General features: G+C 57.6%; 21 protein-coding genes. 6 read left to right on the top strand and 15 right to left on the bottom strand.

Going from position 1 to position 18,707, the window contains the following annotated elements; genetic code table 11:
- Nucleotides 1–103 precede the first annotated feature (103 nt).
- Complete coding sequence (locus HK24_RS08065) at nt 104–406, top strand: hypothetical protein (RefSeq protein ID WP_046899858.1); 303 nt, start codon at nt 104–106, stop codon at nt 404–406.
- A 7-nt stretch (nt 407–413) separates the two neighbouring features.
- Here the strand turns inward: HK24_RS08065 and HK24_RS08060 are convergent, their stop codons facing one another.
- The 12 genes from HK24_RS08060 to HK24_RS08005 are packed head-to-tail and all read right to left on the bottom strand — an operon-like array spanning nt 414 to nt 10,729.
- Nucleotides 414–794 carry a hypothetical protein gene (locus tag HK24_RS08060; RefSeq protein ID WP_086634050.1) on the bottom strand — a complete coding sequence of 127 codons (381 nt, stop codon included), beginning with the start codon at nt 792–794 and terminating at the stop codon, nt 414–416.
- 45 nt (nt 795–839) lie between these two features.
- Complete coding sequence (locus HK24_RS08055) at nt 840–2,159, bottom strand: dihydroorotase (protein WP_086634049.1); 1,320 nt, start codon at nt 2,157–2,159, stop codon at nt 840–842.
- A 33-nt stretch (nt 2,160–2,192) separates the two neighbouring features.
- Nucleotides 2,193–3,953 carry an asparagine synthase (glutamine-hydrolyzing) gene (asnB, locus tag HK24_RS08050; protein WP_086634048.1) on the bottom strand — a complete coding sequence of 587 codons (1,761 nt, stop codon included), beginning with the start codon at nt 3,951–3,953 and terminating at the stop codon, nt 2,193–2,195.
- Nucleotides 3,953–5,029, bottom strand: a complete 1,077-nt coding sequence (locus tag HK24_RS08045) for a glycosyltransferase (protein ID WP_198942094.1) — start codon at nt 5,027–5,029, stop codon at nt 3,953–3,955. Before HK24_RS08045 ends, asnB begins: the two co-directional genes overlap by 1 nt.
- A 37-nt stretch (nt 5,030–5,066) precedes the next feature.
- Nucleotides 5,067–5,975, bottom strand: a complete 909-nt coding sequence (locus HK24_RS08040) for a glycosyltransferase family 9 protein (RefSeq protein ID WP_086634046.1) — start codon at nt 5,973–5,975, stop codon at nt 5,067–5,069.
- Nucleotides 5,975–6,661 (bottom strand): DNA polymerase III subunit epsilon, encoded by a 687-nt coding sequence (dnaQ, locus tag HK24_RS08035; protein WP_046899604.1) that lies wholly within the window; start codon nt 6,659–6,661, stop codon nt 5,975–5,977. Before dnaQ ends, HK24_RS08040 begins: the two co-directional genes overlap by 1 nt.
- On the bottom strand, nt 6,658–7,263 hold the full coding sequence (coaE, locus tag HK24_RS08030; protein WP_086634045.1) for a dephospho-CoA kinase: 606 nt from the start codon (nt 7,261–7,263) through the stop codon (nt 6,658–6,660). The genes dnaQ and coaE overlap by 4 nt, the downstream gene beginning before the upstream one ends.
- Before the next feature lie 3 nt (nt 7,264–7,266).
- The gene (locus tag HK24_RS08025; protein WP_086634044.1) at nt 7,267–8,097 is read right to left on the bottom strand and encodes a shikimate dehydrogenase; all 831 of its coding nucleotides are present in this window, start codon (nt 8,095–8,097) and stop codon (nt 7,267–7,269) included.
- Nucleotides 8,094–8,858: an N-formylglutamate amidohydrolase gene (locus tag HK24_RS08020; protein WP_086634043.1), complete on the bottom strand. Its 765-nt coding sequence runs from the start codon at nt 8,856–8,858 to the stop codon at nt 8,094–8,096. The genes HK24_RS08025 and HK24_RS08020 overlap by 4 nt, the downstream gene beginning before the upstream one ends.
- Before the next feature lie 15 nt (nt 8,859–8,873).
- Nucleotides 8,874–9,509: a TlpA disulfide reductase family protein gene (locus tag HK24_RS08015; protein ID WP_086634042.1), complete on the bottom strand. Its 636-nt coding sequence runs from the start codon at nt 9,507–9,509 to the stop codon at nt 8,874–8,876.
- Nucleotides 9,510–9,544: 35 nt separating this feature from the next.
- On the bottom strand, nt 9,545–10,114 hold the full coding sequence (locus HK24_RS08010; protein ID WP_086634041.1) for a TlpA disulfide reductase family protein: 570 nt from the start codon (nt 10,112–10,114) through the stop codon (nt 9,545–9,547).
- Between the two features lie 39 nt (nt 10,115–10,153).
- Nucleotides 10,154–10,729 (bottom strand): TlpA disulfide reductase family protein, encoded by a 576-nt coding sequence (locus tag HK24_RS08005; protein WP_086634040.1) that lies wholly within the window; start codon nt 10,727–10,729, stop codon nt 10,154–10,156.
- A gap of 15 nt (nt 10,730–10,744) precedes the next feature.
- On the opposite strand from HK24_RS08005, the gene argH reads away from it, so the two are divergent.
- Together argH and lptM are read left to right on the top strand one after the other, a co-directional pair.
- The gene (argH, locus tag HK24_RS08000) at nt 10,745–12,190 is read left to right on the top strand and encodes an argininosuccinate lyase (RefSeq protein WP_086634039.1); all 1,446 of its coding nucleotides are present in this window, start codon (nt 10,745–10,747) and stop codon (nt 12,188–12,190) included.
- Nucleotides 12,187–12,324, top strand: a complete 138-nt coding sequence (lptM, locus tag HK24_RS14065; protein WP_408870428.1) for an LPS translocon maturation chaperone LptM — start codon at nt 12,187–12,189, stop codon at nt 12,322–12,324. The genes argH and lptM overlap by 4 nt, the downstream gene beginning before the upstream one ends.
- 63 nt (nt 12,325–12,387) lie before the next feature.
- Here the strand turns inward: lptM and gluQRS are convergent, their stop codons facing one another.
- Complete coding sequence (gene gluQRS, locus HK24_RS07995; RefSeq protein ID WP_086634038.1) at nt 12,388–13,221, bottom strand: tRNA glutamyl-Q(34) synthetase GluQRS; 834 nt, start codon at nt 13,219–13,221, stop codon at nt 12,388–12,390.
- A gap of 150 nt (nt 13,222–13,371) precedes the next feature.
- Here gluQRS and HK24_RS07990 point away from each other — a divergent pair, with 150 nt between their 5' ends.
- On the top strand, nt 13,372–13,935 hold the full coding sequence (locus tag HK24_RS07990; RefSeq protein ID WP_046899613.1) for an HNH endonuclease: 564 nt from the start codon (nt 13,372–13,374) through the stop codon (nt 13,933–13,935).
- A gap of 42 nt (nt 13,936–13,977) precedes the next feature.
- Nucleotides 13,978–14,427 (top strand): CHRD domain-containing protein, encoded by a 450-nt coding sequence (locus HK24_RS07985; RefSeq protein ID WP_046899614.1) that lies wholly within the window; start codon nt 13,978–13,980, stop codon nt 14,425–14,427.
- Between the two features lie 160 nt (nt 14,428–14,587).
- Here HK24_RS07985 and HK24_RS07980 read toward each other — a convergent pair whose 3' ends face one another.
- Both HK24_RS07980 and guaA read right to left on the bottom strand, forming a co-directional pair.
- Complete coding sequence (locus HK24_RS07980; protein ID WP_198942093.1) at nt 14,588–16,138, bottom strand: M81 family metallopeptidase; 1,551 nt, start codon at nt 16,136–16,138, stop codon at nt 14,588–14,590.
- 364 nt (nt 16,139–16,502) lie between these two features.
- Nucleotides 16,503–18,125 carry a glutamine-hydrolyzing GMP synthase gene (gene guaA, locus HK24_RS07975; protein WP_174694761.1) on the bottom strand — a complete coding sequence of 541 codons (1,623 nt, stop codon included), beginning with the start codon at nt 18,123–18,125 and terminating at the stop codon, nt 16,503–16,505.
- Between the two features lie 75 nt (nt 18,126–18,200).
- On the opposite strand from guaA, the gene HK24_RS07970 reads away from it, so the two are divergent.
- Nucleotides 18,201–18,575 (top strand): hypothetical protein, encoded by a 375-nt coding sequence (locus HK24_RS07970; protein ID WP_086634037.1) that lies wholly within the window; start codon nt 18,201–18,203, stop codon nt 18,573–18,575.
- Nucleotides 18,576–18,707: the final 132 nt, after the last annotated feature.

Here is an 18,707-nt window from a genome sequence, read left to right as displayed (position 1 = left end):
GCCGCACGTTTGCGGCAAACGCTTCGCTTGAGAAGCTGTTACCGAAAGAAACCGGCCATCAGTTTAGGGCTTCCTTAACCCCTGCCGCATAATGCTGCCAAACATGAAAAAACCAGCTCTGCTTCTATCGCCGGTTCTGATGTTTTGCACACTATGCGGCTGCGCGCCGGACCGGATTGCCTCTGCCATTACCGGAAAAGATTGCAATACGGCCTATCTGTATGATGACGAAAGCTTCTGCTCCCGCCCGGTTGGTCCGCCCCCGCCCCAGCCATACTGCACCACCAGCTTTGAAGGCACGGATTGCTGGGCACGGCCGGACCTGATGCCGAATGTCGCGCGCCAGACCTATGAAGGTCCGACTTCTCTAACGCCACAACAGAATCAGGTGCGGATGGGCCAGTGAAAACCTGTCAGTGATGGCCGAGCTTACGTCCAGCGGCAGTCAGTTCGGAAGAAAGCTTCTGGAATGACCCCGCGATGTGAGTCTGAACGGCTGCACTGGCAGAATGAATTCGTGAGATTTTAGCGCTGGCTTCCTGGCTGATGGCCGTCTCTTCACGGTTGGCCTGCCCTGAAACACATGCGTTATAGGCCCGCGCTTCTTTTTCGTAAGCTGTCACTCGGTCCACGCTCTCGTTGTACTGGGCAACAGTCCCAGCCTTCACGGCGGGAGCGTCTGGCTCGGCACCACATTTTGGTGCGCTCCAACCGGATTCGGCAGCGCTGGCTGTTCCAAAGGCGAACACGGACAGAAGGGACAGGCCGCAGAGTGCGGCGACGGGGCGAATCATAAAACTCTCTTTCATGGTCGAAGCGTCGCGCGCCCTACGCCCCGATCAAGGCGCAAATTTGGCAAACCGTCCCGTCGCTTCACCAATCACCTCATCGTCCTGCATGACCACCGTTCCACGCACGATGGTTGCCATTGGCCAACCCGTCACATGGGTTCCGTCAAATGGCGTCCACCCTGCAGGCGAGACGATCCAGTCATTGGTAATTTCCCGCTGTGCTTTCATGTCCACAAGCGTGAAATCTGCGTCGAAACCGACAGCCATGCGGCCCTTGGTCTGAAGACCGTAAACACGCGCTGGCCCGGCGGACATCAGATCCACCAGACGTGCCAGTGACAGACGGCCTGCATTCACATGATCAAGCATGACCGGAACAATGGTCTGGACACCAGTCAGGCCAGCCGGGCAATTCGGCCAAGGACGTTTCTTTGCTTCCAGTGGATGCGGCGCGTGGTCCGAAGACACAACATCGACACGACCATCCTGAATGGCTTTCCAGCTTGCCTCGTAGTGATAGCGATCCCGCAAAGGCGGGTTCATTACGGCAAGCCCACCCAGCTTTTCATAGCATTCCGGGCCAACCTGCGTGAGGTGATTGACCAGCACTTCTACGGTTGAGACATCCCGAAAGTCAGCGAGATATTCCAGTTCTTCGGCTGTGGACGTGTGGAGAATATGGGCCGGCCGACCCGTCTTGCGGGCAATCGCCATGATGCGGCGCGTTCCCAGAAACGCACATTCCACATCCCGCCAGACACTATGTGTGGCGTAAGGCTGGCCTTCATGAAACATTGGTTTGCGTGCCTGAAGACGGTATTCATCTTCTGAGTGAAAGCAGACACGACGATGGCCGGAACGCATGACGGCTTCGATGCCTTCGTCGTCCTCGATCATCAGGTTGCCGGTAGAAGACCCCGCAAACACCTTGATCGCACAGACGCCTGGCTGCTGCTCGAGCATGGCAAGGTCAGGCGTGTTCTCACGGGTCGCCCCGATGTACATGCCGACATCGACATGAGCGACATTACTGATGTGCTCTCGCTTCCAGTCCAGCATCGCCTTGTCCGTAACGCTGGGCGAGGTATTCGGCATATCGAAAACTGTTGCGACACCGCCCAAAGCTGCCGCGCGCGTTCCGGTTTCAAGAGTTTCTACCGCAGCATTTCCGGGGTCACGCAAGTGGACATGGCTATCGATCAGGCCCGGCAGGACATGCAGCCCCGTCGCATCAATCACCCTGTCAGCCTCATCGTCGTGCGAAACAGACAGAGAAGCGATGCGACCGTTTCGGACACCCAGATCCGCCTCCGCTTCTCCCCACGGGAATACGCAGCGGCCACCCCGGATAATCAGATCGTAATGCATGGTCTGTCCTTGTCAGTCTGATGAAAACCGCACTTAGCGAGCGCGGGAAAGTGTCTCGAAAACATCTCCGTCAGCCGGAATGCCTTCAACATGATGTCGGAACCACAAAGCGTAGAACAACAGCGTCCAGGCTTGGCGGGCGTGACCGCGCTGGGTCGCAGTCGAGAAAATACGTTCGACCTTGTGCGGAGCCATGACGTCCTGAATGCAGGACTGTTGCGCGACCAGCGGGCTCAGTCGTTGAGACTGTTTCTCGATCCACGGCCCAACAGGCACAGTGAAACCCTGCTTCGGAGCAAACGGCTTTGCCTGTGGAAGCGCATCCTGAAGCCAGCGGCGCAGAAGCCACTTACCGTATCCATCCCGCACCTTGAAATGATCCGGGAGAGACCAGACAGCCTTGGCCACAACAGGGTCTAATAGCGGTGTGCGCCCCTCAGCAGAATGCGCCATCAGGCAGCGGTCCAACTTGAGCAACAAGTCATTCGGGAGCCATTCGGCGATATCAAGCGCCTGCACTGCGGGAAGCCCCGTCAAACGCTGGGACAGTTCCATAGCCGCGAGCCCGGCGCGCCACTGACGCCCCTGTCCCGGCACACACCGACCAAATGTACCCGAACGCCAGGGCCCTCTTCCGCCGCGCCACCACGGCTTCATGGCCCGACGATAGCGCCCATATCCGGCAAAGAGCTCATCTCCCCCTTCGCCGCTCAGGATCACAGTGACGTCCTTGCGCGCTTCCTGCGCCAGAAACCACGTTGGGATGATCGCGTAATCTGCCGCGGGGTCATCCATGCAGGCCACGATGGCAGGCAGATGGGACCAGACCATTGCTTCTGTGACGGTCAGAACATGATGATCTGCACCAACCGAAGCCGCCAGCGCTGCGGCATCGGTAGATTCGTCCGCTTTTCCAGTGTCAAAGCGCGCCGTCCAGGTCATGGGACGCGGTAGCCCGAGTTTATGAGCGGCCGCGAGAATGGCAGAGCTATCAATTCCGCCCGATAGAAACAGTCCCAGAGGAACATCGGCCCGAAGGTGCGCATGAACACTGTCGGTCAAGGCGGCATCGAGCCTGTGCAGAGCCTGCTCGTCCGTCAGGTCAGCGGAGATGGTTTCCGTGGCTTCCTGCAAAGCGTGGCGACGACGCGATTCAACGATCCGCCCATCCACAATCCGCAGGGTTTCACCCGGCAACAAGCGCCGTATTCCCGGGAAAACTGTTTTTTGCCCGGTTGTGAACTGAAGCTGGAGCAGTTCATTCCGCGCCTTGCTCCTGACACGCCGGACACCAAAGCCTCCGGCCAGCAAAGCCTGCGCCTCTGAGGCGAAAGCAATTCCACTTTCGTATTCCGCAATATAAAGTGGCTTGATGCCGAACGGATCACGGGACAGCAGCATTTCGTGCTGGCCTTGCTCGTTCTCAACGGCGGCGATGGCATACATGCCGCGCAGTTCGTGCGTGTAGCCAGTTCCATCTCTCAGCCAGAGGTGCAAAGGCGGTTCACAATCGCTCCTGGTCTGGAAACGATCAGCAGGGAACGTACTGCGAATGTCCGGATCGTTGTAAATCTCTCCATTGGCAATCAACGCCGCATTCCCGACCCGAAAGGGTTGGGTTCCGCCAGCAATATCCACGATGGACAGGCGGCGATGCCTCAGCGCGGCGCCCGTAAGATCCAAGCGCCCTTCCCCATCCGGCCCACGATGAAAAATTGCAGCAGACATTCGTTCCAGCGCGGCTTGATCAGGCGCCTTTCCGGGCAGACAGGACAGACCGGCGATTCCACACATCAGGTCAGCCCTCCGTCCAGAAATTCGGACCAGCGGGCCATCACAACATCCTGTGCAAACTCGCGCTCGAACCGGGCACGACCATTGTGCCGCAAACGCTGGGCAAGAGCTTTATCTTCCAGAATATTCCCGATCTGGACAGAGAAGGCTTCAGCATCCTCAACGGGAGCAAGAAGGCCATCTTCGGTCCCGGAAAGAATTTCCTGAGGCCCCTGAATAGCACTTCCGACAACAGGCACCGCTGCTGAAAGACCTTCAATCACGACATTTCCAAGCGGCTCGATCCGCGATGGGCAAACCATAACATCACAGGCCCGCAACCATGGCCCACTCTCCGCGACCCACCCCGGAAGATGAACACGGCCTGAAAGATTTTCGCTTCGGATCAGCGCTTCCAGCGTCGCACGCTCCGGACCTTCCCCGGCAATAACGAGGTGCACGCTTGGCAGACGGGTCATGGCACGGATCAGGACATCGAACGCCTTGTTTTCATGCAGACGCCCCAACGCCAGCACAAACGGAACATCGGGAGGCAGGAAGTCCGGACGTACCGGCGTCACAGACGCAAAATCTGTCGCAAAATTCGGTAGGTAATGAACGCGGTTCGCAGGCCATCCCTGGGCTTTCATCCAATCGGCCAAACCACGCGTATTTCCAATCAGATGTTCGCAGCGCCGATAATTGGATAGATCGTAGTATCCGCCCAGACGCCCTGCTGTTCGCCAAGGACCTGTCGGCAGTTTGCGCGCCGCACGACTCATCCAAGCCACAACCACATCAGGTTGAAACTCACGCAGGTTCCGCCGCAAGTGCGACCGCGTTCTGACATCCAGAGCGCCACCAAACCTGAACGTATGGGTTTCCACGCAAGCGGCACGAAGACGATCTTCCCGCGCGGCATCATGACGGATCAGAGCGCGAACAGGACGCTCATCCTGAGTTTGAGCCATGGAAAGGCGCTCAAAGAACAGTTCCGCCCCGCCTCGTGCCGACCCCGCCATGACATGGGCCACTCTGGCTTTGCGCCCGGAAAAAGAACACGACACCACAGGCGAAGGCTGGAAAGAAACGCTCATACTTTCTCTATCGGCCATGCAGGGCAGCGCTTCAAGGTCAGGTCCGGAAGGAACCAGCGTTTCCTGCCAGAATGGCTTTGGCAACATCCAGAACCGCTTCGACACTCAGGTCTTCCAACGACGCTTTTCCTTCCGGCCCGGGAGCCGCGATTGCGAACGCCTCAATCCCCGACGGAGCATATTCGGACATGCGGGAGGGCCCAAACAGACCAAGCGTGGGCGTTCCGGCAGCGGCGGCCAAGTGCATGAGGCCTGAGTCATTGCCTACAAAGAGCGCACAACGAGCAAGCAGCGCTGCTACTTCTCCAAGAGACCTGTCTCCGCCCAGGTCCAGCGCCTCCGGGAGCGCGTCCAGAACAGGCCTGGCCCGTTCCTTTTCGGCATCTCCCGGCCCATAAAATAGAACAGGTCGCATCCCCTGCCGACGCAGGCCTTCAGCAAGTGCGACAAATCGTTCTGGAGGCCAGATCTTGCCGTCCCAATTCGCCGTTGGCCCCAAAGCCAGCCAAGGGCCACCGGCCAGCAGGTTTTTTGCAGTTTTGTCATGCTGGCTGGAGGTCCAGACCCGCGGCATCGGGGTTTTGTGACGGCCAAGCGCGTCACGAAGCTGCTCGATCTTGCGTCCGTCCCGGCGTCCTCCCTTAACGATCAACCTTCGACGCGTTCGGAGCGTGAGGCTGAGGAGGGAGCCTCGAAGATCCACGACCATAAACCAGCGCGTTCGAACGCATGCAGACCAGAGGTCCAGCCAGTGTCGATCGTGGCGGCGTTTTTCAAGAGTAATAACCCGCTCACAACGAGGGGCTGGCTCGAACAACCCTGCCGCGACCGGCCCACAGACAACAGTAAATACAGCTGCCGGATAGCGTTTTTGCAGAGCATCCAGCACACCGGTGGAAATAACGGCATCGCCAAGCCTGTTGGACGTGATGAACAGGATCTTCATCAGTCGCGGCGCCACACCGGATCCTTCAGACCATCCACAAACGCTGTATGAGCCGCCAGCTCTTCTGCATTCGGGAGCGCCATTTTCCGTGGGGTCCGGTTCGCGAGCATATCACCCGCTTCTGCAATACTGCGGCTCCGTGAAGGTCCAGCCAGTCCAAGCCCGCGCTGGCGGCCGCCCATCAGTTCGACATACACTTCTGCCAGCAATTTGCAGTCCAGCAGAGCATTATGGGTGCCGCGTTGGGACAGGTCGATGTTGAAGCGCCGGCACAGCGCATCAAGGCTGGCGGGCATACCCGGATATTTTTTGCGCGCCATTTCGACAGTATCGATCGCACGACTAGCGTAATCCAGCGGCGCGCGGCCGCATTTTTGCAGCTCGGCGTTCACGAATTTGAAGTCAAAGCGCGCGTTATGCGCGATCATCGGGGCGTCGCCGATAAACTCCAGAAATCCGTCTGCAATTTCTGGAAACTTCGGCGCACCCTCCAGATCTTCAATCCGAAAACCATGCACCTTCGTGGCCTCGGCCGGAATGTCGCGCTCCGGATGCACCATAACGTGGTAATAATTGGTCGTCGGCAGATCATCGATCAGTTCGATGGCCGCGATTTCGATGATGCGATCGCCCTGATCCGGGTCAAAGCCTGTGGTTTCCGTATCGAACAGGATCGAGCGTTTCATGAAGCCTCGCGCAGACGGTGCAAAAGAGCGCGAACCTGCCGGGCAGCAGATCCGCGGGAAAGGCCGGTTCGTATCACGATGTGTGCCCGGCGTCTGCGTTCATGGTCCGGCATTTGCCGTGCGATAAGGGAACGTGCCTGTGCCTCGCTCATTCTGGCACCCGTTTTCCCGCGCTGATGAATACGGGACAGGCGTGTTGCCATGGGGGCCTCAACCACCACCACTACATCGCATTTCCGGTCTTCCCCGATTTCCATCAGGAGCGGAATATCCAGGACACAGAACGGTTCTTTTCGCGCACGACAGTGACGCAGGAACCTCCCGCGCTCGGCTTTTACAAGTGGATGCATGATGGCCTCCAACGCTTGAAGCGCGGCGACATTTCCAACCACAGCCTGACGCAGGGCCATACGATTCAGAACGCCGTCCTGCACTGCAACAGGAAAGACGCGGGCAATGGCGGGGAGCGCCTTTCCTCTTGGCCCCTGGAGGGTCCGTACAACAGCGTCCGCGTCAAAAACCGGCACACCGGCCCGACGAAACAGAGCGGCGACTGTACTTTTCCCCGCCGCCATTCCGCCTGTCAGACCGATGATTTTCATGGGTTAGCGCAGACTTGCAGCCAGCAGATTAAAAGTTGCCTCATCGGCTTCCGGATCTACTCCGAACCAGGATCGAAACCCTGCCCGAGCCTGATGAATCAGCATCCCGAGACCATCAACCGTTTGCAGATCGGCAGCTTTTGCCGCTTTCAGGAGCGGTGTCTCCCGCGGAGTATAGACAATATCTGTCACGCACAGGCTGGACCCGGCCTGCCGCAGCATTGCATTCCAGTCTATGTCGGCTTTGCCGTTCATCCCCAGCGACGTTGCATTGACCAGAAGTGAACAGCCCGGAAGGAGAGACGGCCAGTCATACCACTCGACAGCTTCCCCTCCCTTCAGGGCCTCGACCATCGCTTCGGCGCGCGCCATGGTTCGGTTCGCGACTACAACTTCGCAGCCGCGATCCAGCAGTGCAGCCGCAACAGCGCGCGCTGCGCCTCCAGCCCCAAGGATTAGCGCTCGGCCGGACAAGGTGACGCCATGTGCGGTGAGGTTGTCACAAAAACCCGTGCCGTCAGTGCAGTCACCGATAATCTGACCATTCTCAAAACGCACCGTATTAACAGCTCCCGCACGCCGGGCGGTATCCGTCATGCTGTCGCAGGCCCGCATCGCGGCTTCCTTGTGCGGAATCGTGACGTTCACGCCCCGAAAGCCCGCCGCAGCCAAGCCCTTGAGAGCAGCCTCAAAATGTTCCGGTCGCGTGGGGAGCGGCACATACGCCCCGTTCACATCGTGCACCCTGCACCAGTGATTGTGCAGCATGGGCGAACGGGAATGCTCTACGGGCCATCCCATGACACCAGCAAGTTTTGTATGTCCGTCAATCATGCAGGCAGTGTCTCCCAGACCTGAGGCAGAAGTCTCGCGAGACGCTCCGCCCATGCACGTTGCCCCTCCTCATCCGCAATAAGGTCCTGTCGAAGTTCAATTTCCAGATAAGGCAACCCGTTTGCTTCTGCATGCCGGGGGACTGTGTATTCGTTGGTATCGGTCAAGACGTAAGGCTCGTTATCTCCAACGCAAAGGTCACCTTCTGTCCGCAGAGTATCGATCATCACACGAGCCATCCGGCTATCCTTGTGATGAAGGATACCGATCTGCCAGGGGCGTCGAACACCCGCCATTTCCGGGGTAAAGCTGTGTAAGGCAATCAACGCCGTCGGGCGCGATGTCCGTTCCGCCAGAACCTCGGCAATTGCATCGTGATAGGGATGGAGGATTTCGCGCTCGCGCCGTGCCCGGCAATGAACAGGCGCTTCACTGTTTCCTGGAACGTGGGTCCCATCACTGACATGGGGCATGGATGTCGGGTGACCCGGCGCGCGGTTACAATCGATGACCAGCCGGGAATAGACCTGCTCAATCAGGGGAGAGCCCAGCAGGTCACGCAGAAACCGCCCTACCCCGACGATCCCGATGTCCCATGCAATATGCCGGTGCCAGTCCGGTTCCCCAACGCCCAGAAACTCCAGTGCTTTGGGAACAGCTTTTCCCGCATGGTCACTCACCAGCACAAAGGGTGACGGCTGGGTCTCGGGGAACAGGAGGAACGGTGCCGGATCATCGGCACCCAGCAGAGAAAGGGACATCGACTCTTTACATTGTTAGCCTGCGAGGACGGACAAGGTATGGCGGACCGCATCGGCAGACCAGTCCATATTCCCAATGGCCTCGGCGACAACTTCACCCTTGGCGTTCAGCAGAAGGGACCGGGGCACGCCATGCAGCGCCATGACACTTGGCGTAAGATCTTTCAGATCGTCCGGACGTACATGCTTGATAGACGCTACCAGAGCATCCTGATCCGCCGTTTCCATCATTACAGAGGACGTCGGGTCCACCAGAAGCGGCAGGGCGTCAATCTTGTGTGCATCATAAAAGGCCCGGACCTTGGGCACCGTACTGCCGCGCACGGCTGCCGTCACAATCTGTGGCCCGTCTGCACCCAGAGCCTTGGCCGTCGCGTTAACGGACGGAAGTTCACGAATGCATGGCGGGCACCAAGTCGCCCAGAAGTGCAGAACGAAGGGCTTGCCGAACCAATGCGACAAAGGGACTTCCTGCCCCTGCTCATTCTGGAAAGAGAGCACTGGCAGAGCACGAGGCTTGGCCAGAACGCCGAATGAATTCGGGACAAAGGGTATGCCTTTGTCTTCAGCTGAAGCGCTGAAAACACGGGAAGAAGCGAGCAGTCCGGCGGCTCCGGCGAGCGCGGCACGGCGGGTCAAAGAAAAAGTCATCAGTGGAATTCCTGGTGTCGTCAGAAAATCAAAAATCAGATTCCGGCAAGAACATCGTGCAGTTGACGCGCGGCATCAGGGGCGGACCAGTTCACACCACCTTCGGCCGCAGCCCGCAGATGACCCGACGAATCAATCAGGTATGTGACTGGAATGGCGACGTCGGATGTCTTCAACCATGCTTTGTAAGCAGTCTTGTCCATCGTCCACGCCGGGATGTGCTTCAGGGCCGCCGCATCCAGAAATGACGCAACCTTTTCCGGTGTGCCACTGGCTACAGCAGCGGGAATGATGGGGCAGTCTGTTCCCAGGGAAGCACAGAAAGCGTCGAGCTTTGGAAGCTCCTGTTTGCAAGGACCGCACCACGTTGCCCACACATGCAGCAGGAACGGCTTACCTCGCATCGAGGCCAGCGATTGCGTTGCCCCTGCTGGGCCAATCAGTTGCAGCGCTACGGGCTCAAGCTGCGGCTTACCCGGCGCCAAACTCCTGACCGAACGAAGATTTTCCTGCTTTCCAGCCCATGCGGCGCCGGACAGGCCGGCAGCCACGCTTAAACCGCCTACGCCCGCAATAAATCCACGCCGACCAATCGTCACTGCCATCAAATCACTCGTTCTGCTGTCACTTTCGCCAGAACACCATTACTTTTTCAAAGCTGCAATAACTTTTCTGAACTGCGCCACACTCTCTGGCGCCCCCCAGTCCGTTTCGCCTTCAATCACCGCGCGAAGACGACCCTCTGCATCAATCAGATAGGTAGAAGGAAAGCTCAGCGGCTTGTCACCCAGCCAGCTCTGGAATTCATGAGCATCCGCCGACCACGGATCAATATGGGTCAGATTTTGCGCCTTAAGAAACGCAGCGACGGCATCCGGCCCATGACTGGCCATAGCGACCGGGACGATAGGGCTGTCGTCTCCAAGCGCCTTCATAAAGGCATCCAGTTGCGGCAGTTCGTGCTTGCAGGGCGCACACCAGGTTGCCCAGACATGCAGAACAAATGGCGTGCCACGCCAGGCGGACAAGGCACGACTGCCGCCCTCCGGCCGCTGAAGCTTCAATTCCAGCGGAGCAAGACGTGCCGTCCCCGGCTCCAGAGACGGAACAATCGGTTTCGGGCGATCTTCAGCACGTGCGGAATTGCGCAGGCTGGCCGCCGCAGCTAGGCTTAGGCCTCCTGAAAGAAGGGTTCGCCGGTCGATCTGCTTCTGTTTCATCCTGTTACGGTTATCATGAAAAACGTTCCTGTCGAAAAAGAAACCGATCCTGCCTCAAGCTTTGAAGGTACGGCTGCCAACCCGCAATGGGGTGGCCGTTTCGCCTCCGGACCGGCTGCGATCATGAGTGAGATCAACGCTTCCATCGGCTTTGATAAAATCCTCTGGCGTCAGGATATCCGCGGCTCTCTCGCACATGCAGCGATGCTTCAGAAGGTCGGCCTTCTGACGGAGACCGAACTTGCGGAAATCCGGCAGGGACTGGGTGATATCGCACAGGAAATCGGCGAAGGACGCTTCGAGTTCTCCCCTGCCCTCGAAGACATTCACATGAACATCGAGGCACGCCTCTCCGAGCGGATTGGCGAAGCTGGCAAGCGCCTGCACACGGCACGGTCCCGCAATGATCAGGTGGCCACAGATTTCCGCCTGTGGGTGCGTGATGCGATTGACGGCCTTCAGGAACAAACCGCCTCCCTTATGCGCGCCCTTGCGACACGCGCATTGGAACATCACGCAACGCCGATGCCCGGCTTCACGCATCTTCAGGTCGCTCAGCCTGTAACGTTCGGCCATCACCTTCTGGCTTACGTCGAAATGCTCTCCCGCGACCGTGGACGCCTGCGCGATGCACGGGCTCGGTTGAACGAATGTCCGCTGGGATCAGCGGCTCTGGCTGGAACGTCCTTCCCGATCGACCGCGCAATGACGGCAGCAGCGCTGGATTTTGATCGCCCGACGGCCAATTCACTCGACGCCGTTTCAGACCGTGATTTCGCTCTCGAATTCCTGTCAGCCCTGTCTCTTCAGGCCATGCATCTGTCGCGACTGGCTGAAGAAATTGTCATGTGGGCATCCGCTCCTTTCGGATTCGTAACCCTGTCGGACGCGTTCACAACCGGCTCGTCCATCATGCCCCAGAAGCGTAACCCCGACGCGGCTGAGCTGGTGCGCGCCAAGATCGGCCGCATTATGGGGAATTTCGTTGGCCTGCTGACTGTTATGAAGGGCCTGCCGCTGGCCTACGCAAAGGACACACAGGAAGACAAAGAGCCTGTCTTTGACGCGACAGAAGCCATGACGCTGTCCCTGGCTGCCATGGACGGGATGATCCGGGACCTTAAGCCCAACACAGACCGTATGCGTGAAGTCGCAGGCATGGGCTTCTCCACCGCCACAGATCTGGCGGACTGGCTGGTGCGTGAACTCCGTGTGCCTTTCCGGACGGCTCATCACGTTACAGGTCGTTTGGTTGGCCTGGCTGAACAGAAAGGCTGTGATCTGGCTGATCTGTCCCTTGCTGAAATGCAGGCCGTGGAGCCGGGCATCACTGCAGGAATTTTTGATGTTCTGACGGTTGAATCTTCCCTCGCCTCCCGCACCAGCTTTGGCGGCACGGCTCCGTCCAACGTTCAGCACCAAGCTCAGACCTGGCTGAACAAACTTGGAGAGACGACATGAAACGTTTTTTGATTTTCGGTCTAACTTTTCTCGCTCTCAGCACCAGCCTGAGCGCCTGTGGAAAGAAAGGCGCGCCACGCCCACCGGGCCCAGACTCTGACGTCACATACCCGCGGAGCTATCCTGCGGAGTAACACTTTGCTCCGGTAATAACTTTTTATGGGATGACCCGCACTCCGCTGGGCCATCCCATGATTTCAGCTTTCCGCGAGTGCTCTCAGCACAAGCGGATGAGCCAAAACCTGCTCGGCAGTCCATCCAGCAGCACGCAGCGTCCGAATACCTTCTACTCCATTCCGTTTTGAGAGCTTCCGGCCACCTTCGTCTTTGATGAGGGCATGATGGCGATAGTGAGGTTCTGGCCATTTCATCAAGCACTGAAGAACACGATGAATGGATGTTGCGTCATACAGGTCCCGACCACGCGTGACGCAGTTCACACCCTGTTGGGCATCATCATGCGTGACGCAGAGGTGATAGGAAACACCCGTGTCCCGTCGGGCCAGCACAACGTCTCCAAATTCATCAGCCCGGCCAGAAATTCTTCCCTGCCCCACTTCGTACCAGGATGGCACCTCCTGAAGTTCATCAAGCGCGCGCTGCATGTTCAGGCGCCAGGCTGGTATACGCCCGGATATTGACCGGCCGTCACGGAGACATGTGCCCGGATAAACAATACTTCCGTCTGGAGCATAAGACGCAGAAGCCGCAGCAATTTCAGCTCGTGTACAAAAGCAGGGATAGAGAAGCTCCCTGTTCCTGAGCTCAGTCAGAACATGGGCATAGTCCGCCAGATGACGGGATTGCTGACGCACGGGTTCCTGCGGCCATAGCCCCAGCCATTGCAGATCCTCGCCCAGCGCAGCAGTAAAAGCTGATGTGCACCGCGCGGTATCAATGTCCTCAATCCGCACAAGAAACCGGCCATCCTTTCCGGCGGACGCGCGCGCGTGAAGGGCAGACACAACGTGTCCAAGATGCAGGAAACCAGTCGGGCTGGGCGCAAAGCGCGTTACAGGAGGCAGCGTCATCAAGCTTTCATCAGGGTTTTCTTGCAGTTCATGAAGTTTACTGAAATAGTCATCTCAAAGAAGCCGACGACGCATGTTTATCGGCGTTTGTCTTAAGTTTTCTACGCCGAAGTTCCCGCATGTGCCGTCCTTCAAAAAAGGAAGCGCGTGGTGCCTGTCAGTAGTCAGCATTTTCCGGCTCTTGTTCTGAATGCGGATTTTCGTCCGCTCTCATACTTTCCGCTGTCGCTATGGTCATGGCAGGAAGCCGTGAAGGCTGTGTTTCTGGACCGGGTATCCGTTCTATCAGAGTACGAAGACGCCGTCGTTCACTCTCCCAGCATGGCCATGCGCCTTCCCAGCGTCATCGCACTGAAAGATTACATTCCTTCAGCACGAAAACCCGCTTTCACACGGTTCAACGTTTTCTTGCGGGACAATTTTTCGTGTCAGTACTGCCATGATCGATTGCCAACACATGAGCTGACTTTCGATCACGTTATCCCCCGTGCGAAAGGGGGAAAAACAACCTGGCAGAACGTTGTTACCGCCTGCAGCCCCTGCAATCTCCTCAAAGGCTCCCGCCTCCCCAGCGAGATCGGCATGCACCCCCACCGAAAACCCGATCAGCCCAGCAGCCGCCTTCTTCAGGAAAACGGGAGGACCTTCCCGCCCCACTATCTTCACGAAAGCTGGCGTGATTATCTGTACTGGAACACTGAACTGGAGACCTGACACCACGTTTAGTGTCTTCAACTCCTGCAAGGATCACGTTCCATGCGTACAGGTCTCTTTGTTACCGCTCTCGCGCTGGGTCTATCCGTTACGGCCCTGCCTGCTTCTGCTGAAACGATCCATCTTTTTGGCCCGTTCAAAGGCGAACATGGCGCAACATCCCCCATCAAGGGGTCTGCGTCTGCCATGCTGGATACGACCAAAAACACCCTGTCTTACCGTTTCGAAGACAACGGCCTGACAGGCCCGGTCAATGCAATCCACCTGCATGGTCCGGCAGCCGAGGGTGAAGATGCCGGCGTAATTGCGCCGATCCCTGGCCCTTACCAGACCCGGATGACGGGAACCCTGACACTGACAGCAGATCAGGTGAAGGACGTGCTGGCAGGCAAAAGCTACATCAACCTGCACACGGAAAAATTCCCATCCGGTGAGGCCCGCGCCCAGCTCACGACAGAGCTGACAGGCCACAAGCACCATATGGAACACTAAGGTCTTTCCAGCCCAAACAAAGGCCTGCTTCTTCCGAAGCAGGCCTTTATTCTGGATAGAGCTTAACGAGCGTTTATACCCGCCTCAGGTGACCATCCAGTTACCCGAGGCGTAGTTTTATGCGGATAACGAGAGGATCTGCCTCCTCTATCCACCCTCCTTAGCTGCGATGAATTCGAGCCGACACATAAGGTTGGGGCGTGTACGTCAGATCGGGCACCCAAGGCCAAGTCGGTTTACGGCGATGATTACCGATATTGACGATATCTTGATTGATAGCTCCCGGCGAAAGCGCCATGAGCGCCGGATTGGCCAGCGGCTTCATGGTTGGGTTGAGATACCCGCATTTCAGAACGACAATACTGAAATTGGTTGGCTCCAGCCCAATATCCCGGAATGCTTCCGCCGAATGATACAGACGTCGCCGAGCAGAAAGCGTCGCCGTGATGTCATTGAATTCAATGACAGCTTCACCTTCATCGGGATGCGAGACCGGCGTCAGATGCTTCACAGTCGCGCGGACATGCACAGGCTTGCACATCACGGGGTCTAAAGTCGCGCCGATAGATAACGGAAGAACTGCGCCAACACCCGCCTTGTAACAGGCATCCGTTGCAGGCCGGTCCGTCATGCCACCCAGCAGAACATTCTTCGCGCCAGCCTTTAGCAAAGCCTGAAGGAAAAAAGTCTGGTCAGAGTTTCCGCCACCGCCCGGATTATCTCCGGAATCTGAAATGACCACGGGATGCGTTTTTGACGACATCGCACGGCTGAGACACTCATCGATCGTCCCGGTTGGTGTGCCGAAATGAAAGTCGTGTCGTGCGTCCCAGTATCGCTGTGCCAGTTCCGTAGCAATACGCTTCTGTTCTTCGACGTTCGTACCTGTGACAACCACAGATGCAGCCGAACGGGGCTCATCAGCCCAGACATATCCAACCAGTTGGGAGACATCGAGAATACCTGGCAGCCGATTGTATTCCGCCAGATCCGCCCACAGGCGACGGCCCGGCTCCCATTCTGTGCTGCTCTGTTCCCCCGGAAGCAGCGCCGGGATACTTGCCCATACAATTCCGGGTCGCAGGCCGTAACGCAGACAATGCGTAAGCATATCCGTAGCCCGCATGACATTCTCGATACGATCAACATGCGGCGCCGTGCGGTATGCCGTCAGAGCATCCAGTGTATCCACACTGCGCTGACTGAGATTGCCGTGAAGATCGTAATAGGCAGACAACAGGCAATCCGGCCCGACGACAGACCGCGTTGCCGCATACCAGTCCCCCTCCGCATCATCCATGCCTTCGACACTCAGGGCGCCATGCATCGCCAGATAAACACCATCCAGCGGCAAGAGCTTGCGCAAACGCTCAAGATATTCTGCTTTCAAAGCCTCATACGTCTTGCGCTCAACTGGGCCGCCTGGTGGTGCGGATGCTTCCAAGGTCGGCAGGAGGTCAAAATCATAACGATGCAGCGGCTGGGACAGCGGCGCTCCAGAAATCTCATCGCCTCGGAGCGTGGTGAACTCCGGCATACGGGAGCGAATACGGCTGTAAGTGCTGCATTCTGACGCAATCCCACCCACGGCAATCCGGGGCGTACCTTTAAATGCTGGTATCAGCCCGGTTCCACGATCTTGGGCATACCCCTGCCCTCGTAACGCCAGTAGCCCGGCTGGAAGCATCTTCAAGATCAGTCTGCGACGCACGTCGTTAGCCCTCGTCCTATTATCCAGATGTTCAAAAAGCAGGAATTGTCGCAGCTCTCTTAAAGCGGAGGCCCGCCCGGAGTACTCCGCTGGAGGCGCCTCTGAGCAAAAAACGGCCCGGCCTTCGAACTGTCACCGTGCCAGACACCGGCAATTCCTCACTTGTTTTGTCCGCCAGAAAATGGCGATGACACGAACATGCGAAAGTCTGAACGAGATCGATATTGTTTTTCTACAAAAACTAATGTCGCAATGCGCGTTAAATTGACGCGAGGCGAAACAAATGCCCACTTTGATGGCAAAATCATAAAAAAGGCCCGTCCCTCTCGGGACAGGCCTTTCCAAATGACAAAGGTTTAGAACCTCATTCCCACTCGATTGTTCCCGGCGGCTTGGACGTAATGTCGTAAGTCACGCGGTTAACACCCCGGACTTCATTGACGATACGGCCAGCAACGCGATTCAGGAACGCGAAGTCGAACGGATAGACTTCAGCCGTCATGCCGTCAGTGCTGGTCACGGCACGCAGAGCGCAGGCTTGATCATAGGTCCGGCCATCGCCCATCACACCGACAGTCCGCACAGGAAGCAGAACCGCAAAAGCCTGCCAGATGGCATCGTACAGGCCGGCATTGCGGATTTCTTCCAGGTAGATCGCGTCCACCTTTCGCAGAAGATCCAGCTTCTCCTTGTCGATCTCACCTGGAATACGAATAGCAAGCCCCGGACCCGGGAACGGATGACGTCCAACGATGTGTTCCGGAATGCCAAGTTCACGCCCCAGTTCACGAACTTCGTCCTTGAACAGTTCGCGGAGAGGCTCGACCAGCTGCATGTTCATGCGATCCGGCAAGCCGCCAACGTTATGATGGGACTTGATGGTAACAGACGGGCCACCCGTGAAGCTGACGCTTTCAATCACGTCTGGGTAAAGCGTGCCCTGAGCAAGGAACTGTGCGCCACCAAGCTTTGCGGCTTCTTCCTCGAACACTTCGATAAAGAGACGGCCAATGGTCTTCCGCTTGATTTCCGGATCTTTGACACCTGCAAGTTCACTCAGGAACAGGTCAGATGCGTCGCGGTGAACCAGACGGATATTGAAGCGACCACGGAACGTCTTGACGACTTCGTCGGCCTCCCCGGAACGCAGGATGCCCGGATCAACGAAAATACAGGTCAGCTGGTCGCCAATAGCATCATGGATCAGCTTCGCCGCCACGGAGCTGTCCACACCGCCGGACAGACCACAAATGACGCGGCCGTCCCCGACCTGCTTGCGGATACGGGCGATTTCCAGCTCGCGGAAGCCAGCCATCGTCCACGTGCCGCTGCAACCCGCAACATTGTGCGTGAAGTTACGGATCAGCGCAGCACCATGCGGCGTGTGCACGACTTCCGGATGGAACTGCACACCATACAGGCGACGGCCTTCATCGGCGATGATCGCGAACGGAGCCCCTTCCGAATAGGCAACAGCGCGGAAGCCCGGCGGAAGCTGCGTGACGCGATCGCCATGGCTCATCCAGACCTGTTCACGCTTGCCGCGTGCCCAGACGCCACGGAACAGGGCGCAATCTTCAGCGATGTCGATATAAGCGCGACCGAATTCACGATGTTCGTGCGTTTCGACCTTGCCGCCCAGCTTCTGGCACATGGCCTGCTGGCCATAGCAGATGCCAAGAACCGGACGGTTCAGTGAAAAGACGATTTCCGGAATCGCCGGAGCATTTTCGTCATGAACGCTGGCAGGGCTGCCAGACAGAATGATACCGCGCGGATTGAATTCACGGATCTTCTCGTCCGTCGCCGTGAACGGCCAGATCTCACAGTAAACACCGCTCTCACGCACACGGCGGGCGATGAGCTGCGTTACCTGGCTGCCGAAATCCAGAATGAGGATACGGTCTTCGTGAAGTGTTTCGTCGAGTTTCGCGACGGTGCTGGCGTCCTGCTGGGTCAATGTGATGGCCTCGCGTTCCGTGTTCATGGTGCCTTTTGATGCTCTCCTATAAGGTGTTGTGTCGTCTGCGTCATCCATTCTGCATCACAGGACAGGCACAACATGCGTCCGATTGCTCTTTTTTCTCTTTCTGCCATGGCTTTTCTGGCAGCCTGCGCCACTCCTGATCCCGGAAATGACCCATCAGGCCGTTGGGTAGGCGCTCTCGTTACGGATCAGGGCTCCTGCCCGACAGAACGCACGTCCACACTTGATATTCGTGGACGAAAGATCGTTTTCACACCGGGAGATGGCTCTGAAGTACTTTCTGGCATCTATCAGCCCGGCGTTCATCACTATCACGCAGAGCTTGCCAGCAAGGACATGAACGGCCGTCCGACCGCGCTGGTTTTTAACGGATATCCCGTTGGTCAGGCGATTGGTGGCACTTTTGGTTCCAGTGCCTGCCGTGCTCACATCACCATGACAAGAAAGTAGAAATTAATTTTCAGAGGGGGGTTGTCAGGTTTTGAAACCGCCTGTAAAACCCCGCCTCAAGACGCACCCGTAGCTCAACTGGATAGAGCACCAGACTACGAATCTGGGGGTTAGAGGTTCAAGTCCTTTCGG

The organism is Gluconobacter sp. DsW_058 (assembly GCF_002153615.1).
GTDB lineage: Bacteria > Pseudomonadota > Alphaproteobacteria > Acetobacterales > Acetobacteraceae > Gluconobacter > Gluconobacter cerinus.
The sequence above is the reverse complement of the archived record's forward strand: the minus strand, read 5'-3'. Positions and strand labels throughout refer to the sequence as shown.

What these genes read in the sequence shown, in the direction of transcription:
- HK24_RS08065 (WP_046899858.1), top strand. Translation starts at nt 104, where the DNA reads ATGAAAAAACCAGCTCTGCTTCTATCGCCGGTTCTGATGTTTTGCACA.
- HK24_RS08060 (WP_086634050.1), bottom strand. Translation starts at nt 794, where the DNA reads ATGATTCGCCCCGTCGCCGCACTCTGCGGCCTGTCCCTTCTGTCCGTG.
- HK24_RS08055 (WP_086634049.1), bottom strand. Translation starts at nt 2,159, where the DNA reads ATGCATTACGATCTGATTATCCGGGGTGGCCGCTGCGTATTCCCGTGG.
- asnB (WP_086634048.1), bottom strand. Translation starts at nt 3,953, where the DNA reads ATGTGTGGAATCGCCGGTCTGTCCTGTCTGCCCGGAAAGGCGCCTGAT.
- HK24_RS08045 (WP_198942094.1), bottom strand. Translation starts at nt 5,029, where the DNA reads ATGAGCGTTTCTTTCCAGCCTTCGCCTGTGGTGTCGTGTTCTTTTTCC.
- HK24_RS08040 (WP_086634046.1), bottom strand. Translation starts at nt 5,975, where the DNA reads ATGAAGATCCTGTTCATCACGTCCAACAGGCTTGGCGATGCCGTTATT.
- dnaQ (WP_046899604.1), bottom strand. Translation starts at nt 6,661, where the DNA reads ATGAAACGCTCGATCCTGTTCGATACGGAAACCACAGGCTTTGACCCG.
- coaE (WP_086634045.1), bottom strand. Translation starts at nt 7,263, where the DNA reads ATGAAAATCATCGGTCTGACAGGCGGAATGGCGGCGGGGAAAAGTACA.
- HK24_RS08025 (WP_086634044.1), bottom strand. Translation starts at nt 8,097, where the DNA reads ATGATTGACGGACATACAAAACTTGCTGGTGTCATGGGATGGCCCGTA.
- HK24_RS08020 (WP_086634043.1), bottom strand. Translation starts at nt 8,858, where the DNA reads ATGTCCCTTTCTCTGCTGGGTGCCGATGATCCGGCACCGTTCCTCCTG.
- HK24_RS08015 (WP_086634042.1), bottom strand. Translation starts at nt 9,509, where the DNA reads ATGACTTTTTCTTTGACCCGCCGTGCCGCGCTCGCCGGAGCCGCCGGA.
- HK24_RS08010 (WP_086634041.1), bottom strand. Translation starts at nt 10,114, where the DNA reads ATGGCAGTGACGATTGGTCGGCGTGGATTTATTGCGGGCGTAGGCGGT.
- HK24_RS08005 (WP_086634040.1), bottom strand. Translation starts at nt 10,729, where the DNA reads ATGAAACAGAAGCAGATCGACCGGCGAACCCTTCTTTCAGGAGGCCTA.
- argH (WP_086634039.1), top strand. Translation starts at nt 10,745, where the DNA reads ATGAAAAACGTTCCTGTCGAAAAAGAAACCGATCCTGCCTCAAGCTTT.
- lptM (WP_408870428.1), top strand. Translation starts at nt 12,187, where the DNA reads ATGAAACGTTTTTTGATTTTCGGTCTAACTTTTCTCGCTCTCAGCACC.
- gluQRS (WP_086634038.1), bottom strand. Translation starts at nt 13,221, where the DNA reads ATGACGCTGCCTCCTGTAACGCGCTTTGCGCCCAGCCCGACTGGTTTC.
- HK24_RS07985 (WP_046899614.1), top strand. Translation starts at nt 13,978, where the DNA reads ATGCGTACAGGTCTCTTTGTTACCGCTCTCGCGCTGGGTCTATCCGTT.
- guaA (WP_174694761.1), bottom strand. Translation starts at nt 18,125, where the DNA reads ATGAACACGGAACGCGAGGCCATCACATTGACCCAGCAGGACGCCAGC.
- HK24_RS07970 (WP_086634037.1), top strand. Translation starts at nt 18,201, where the DNA reads ATGCGTCCGATTGCTCTTTTTTCTCTTTCTGCCATGGCTTTTCTGGCA.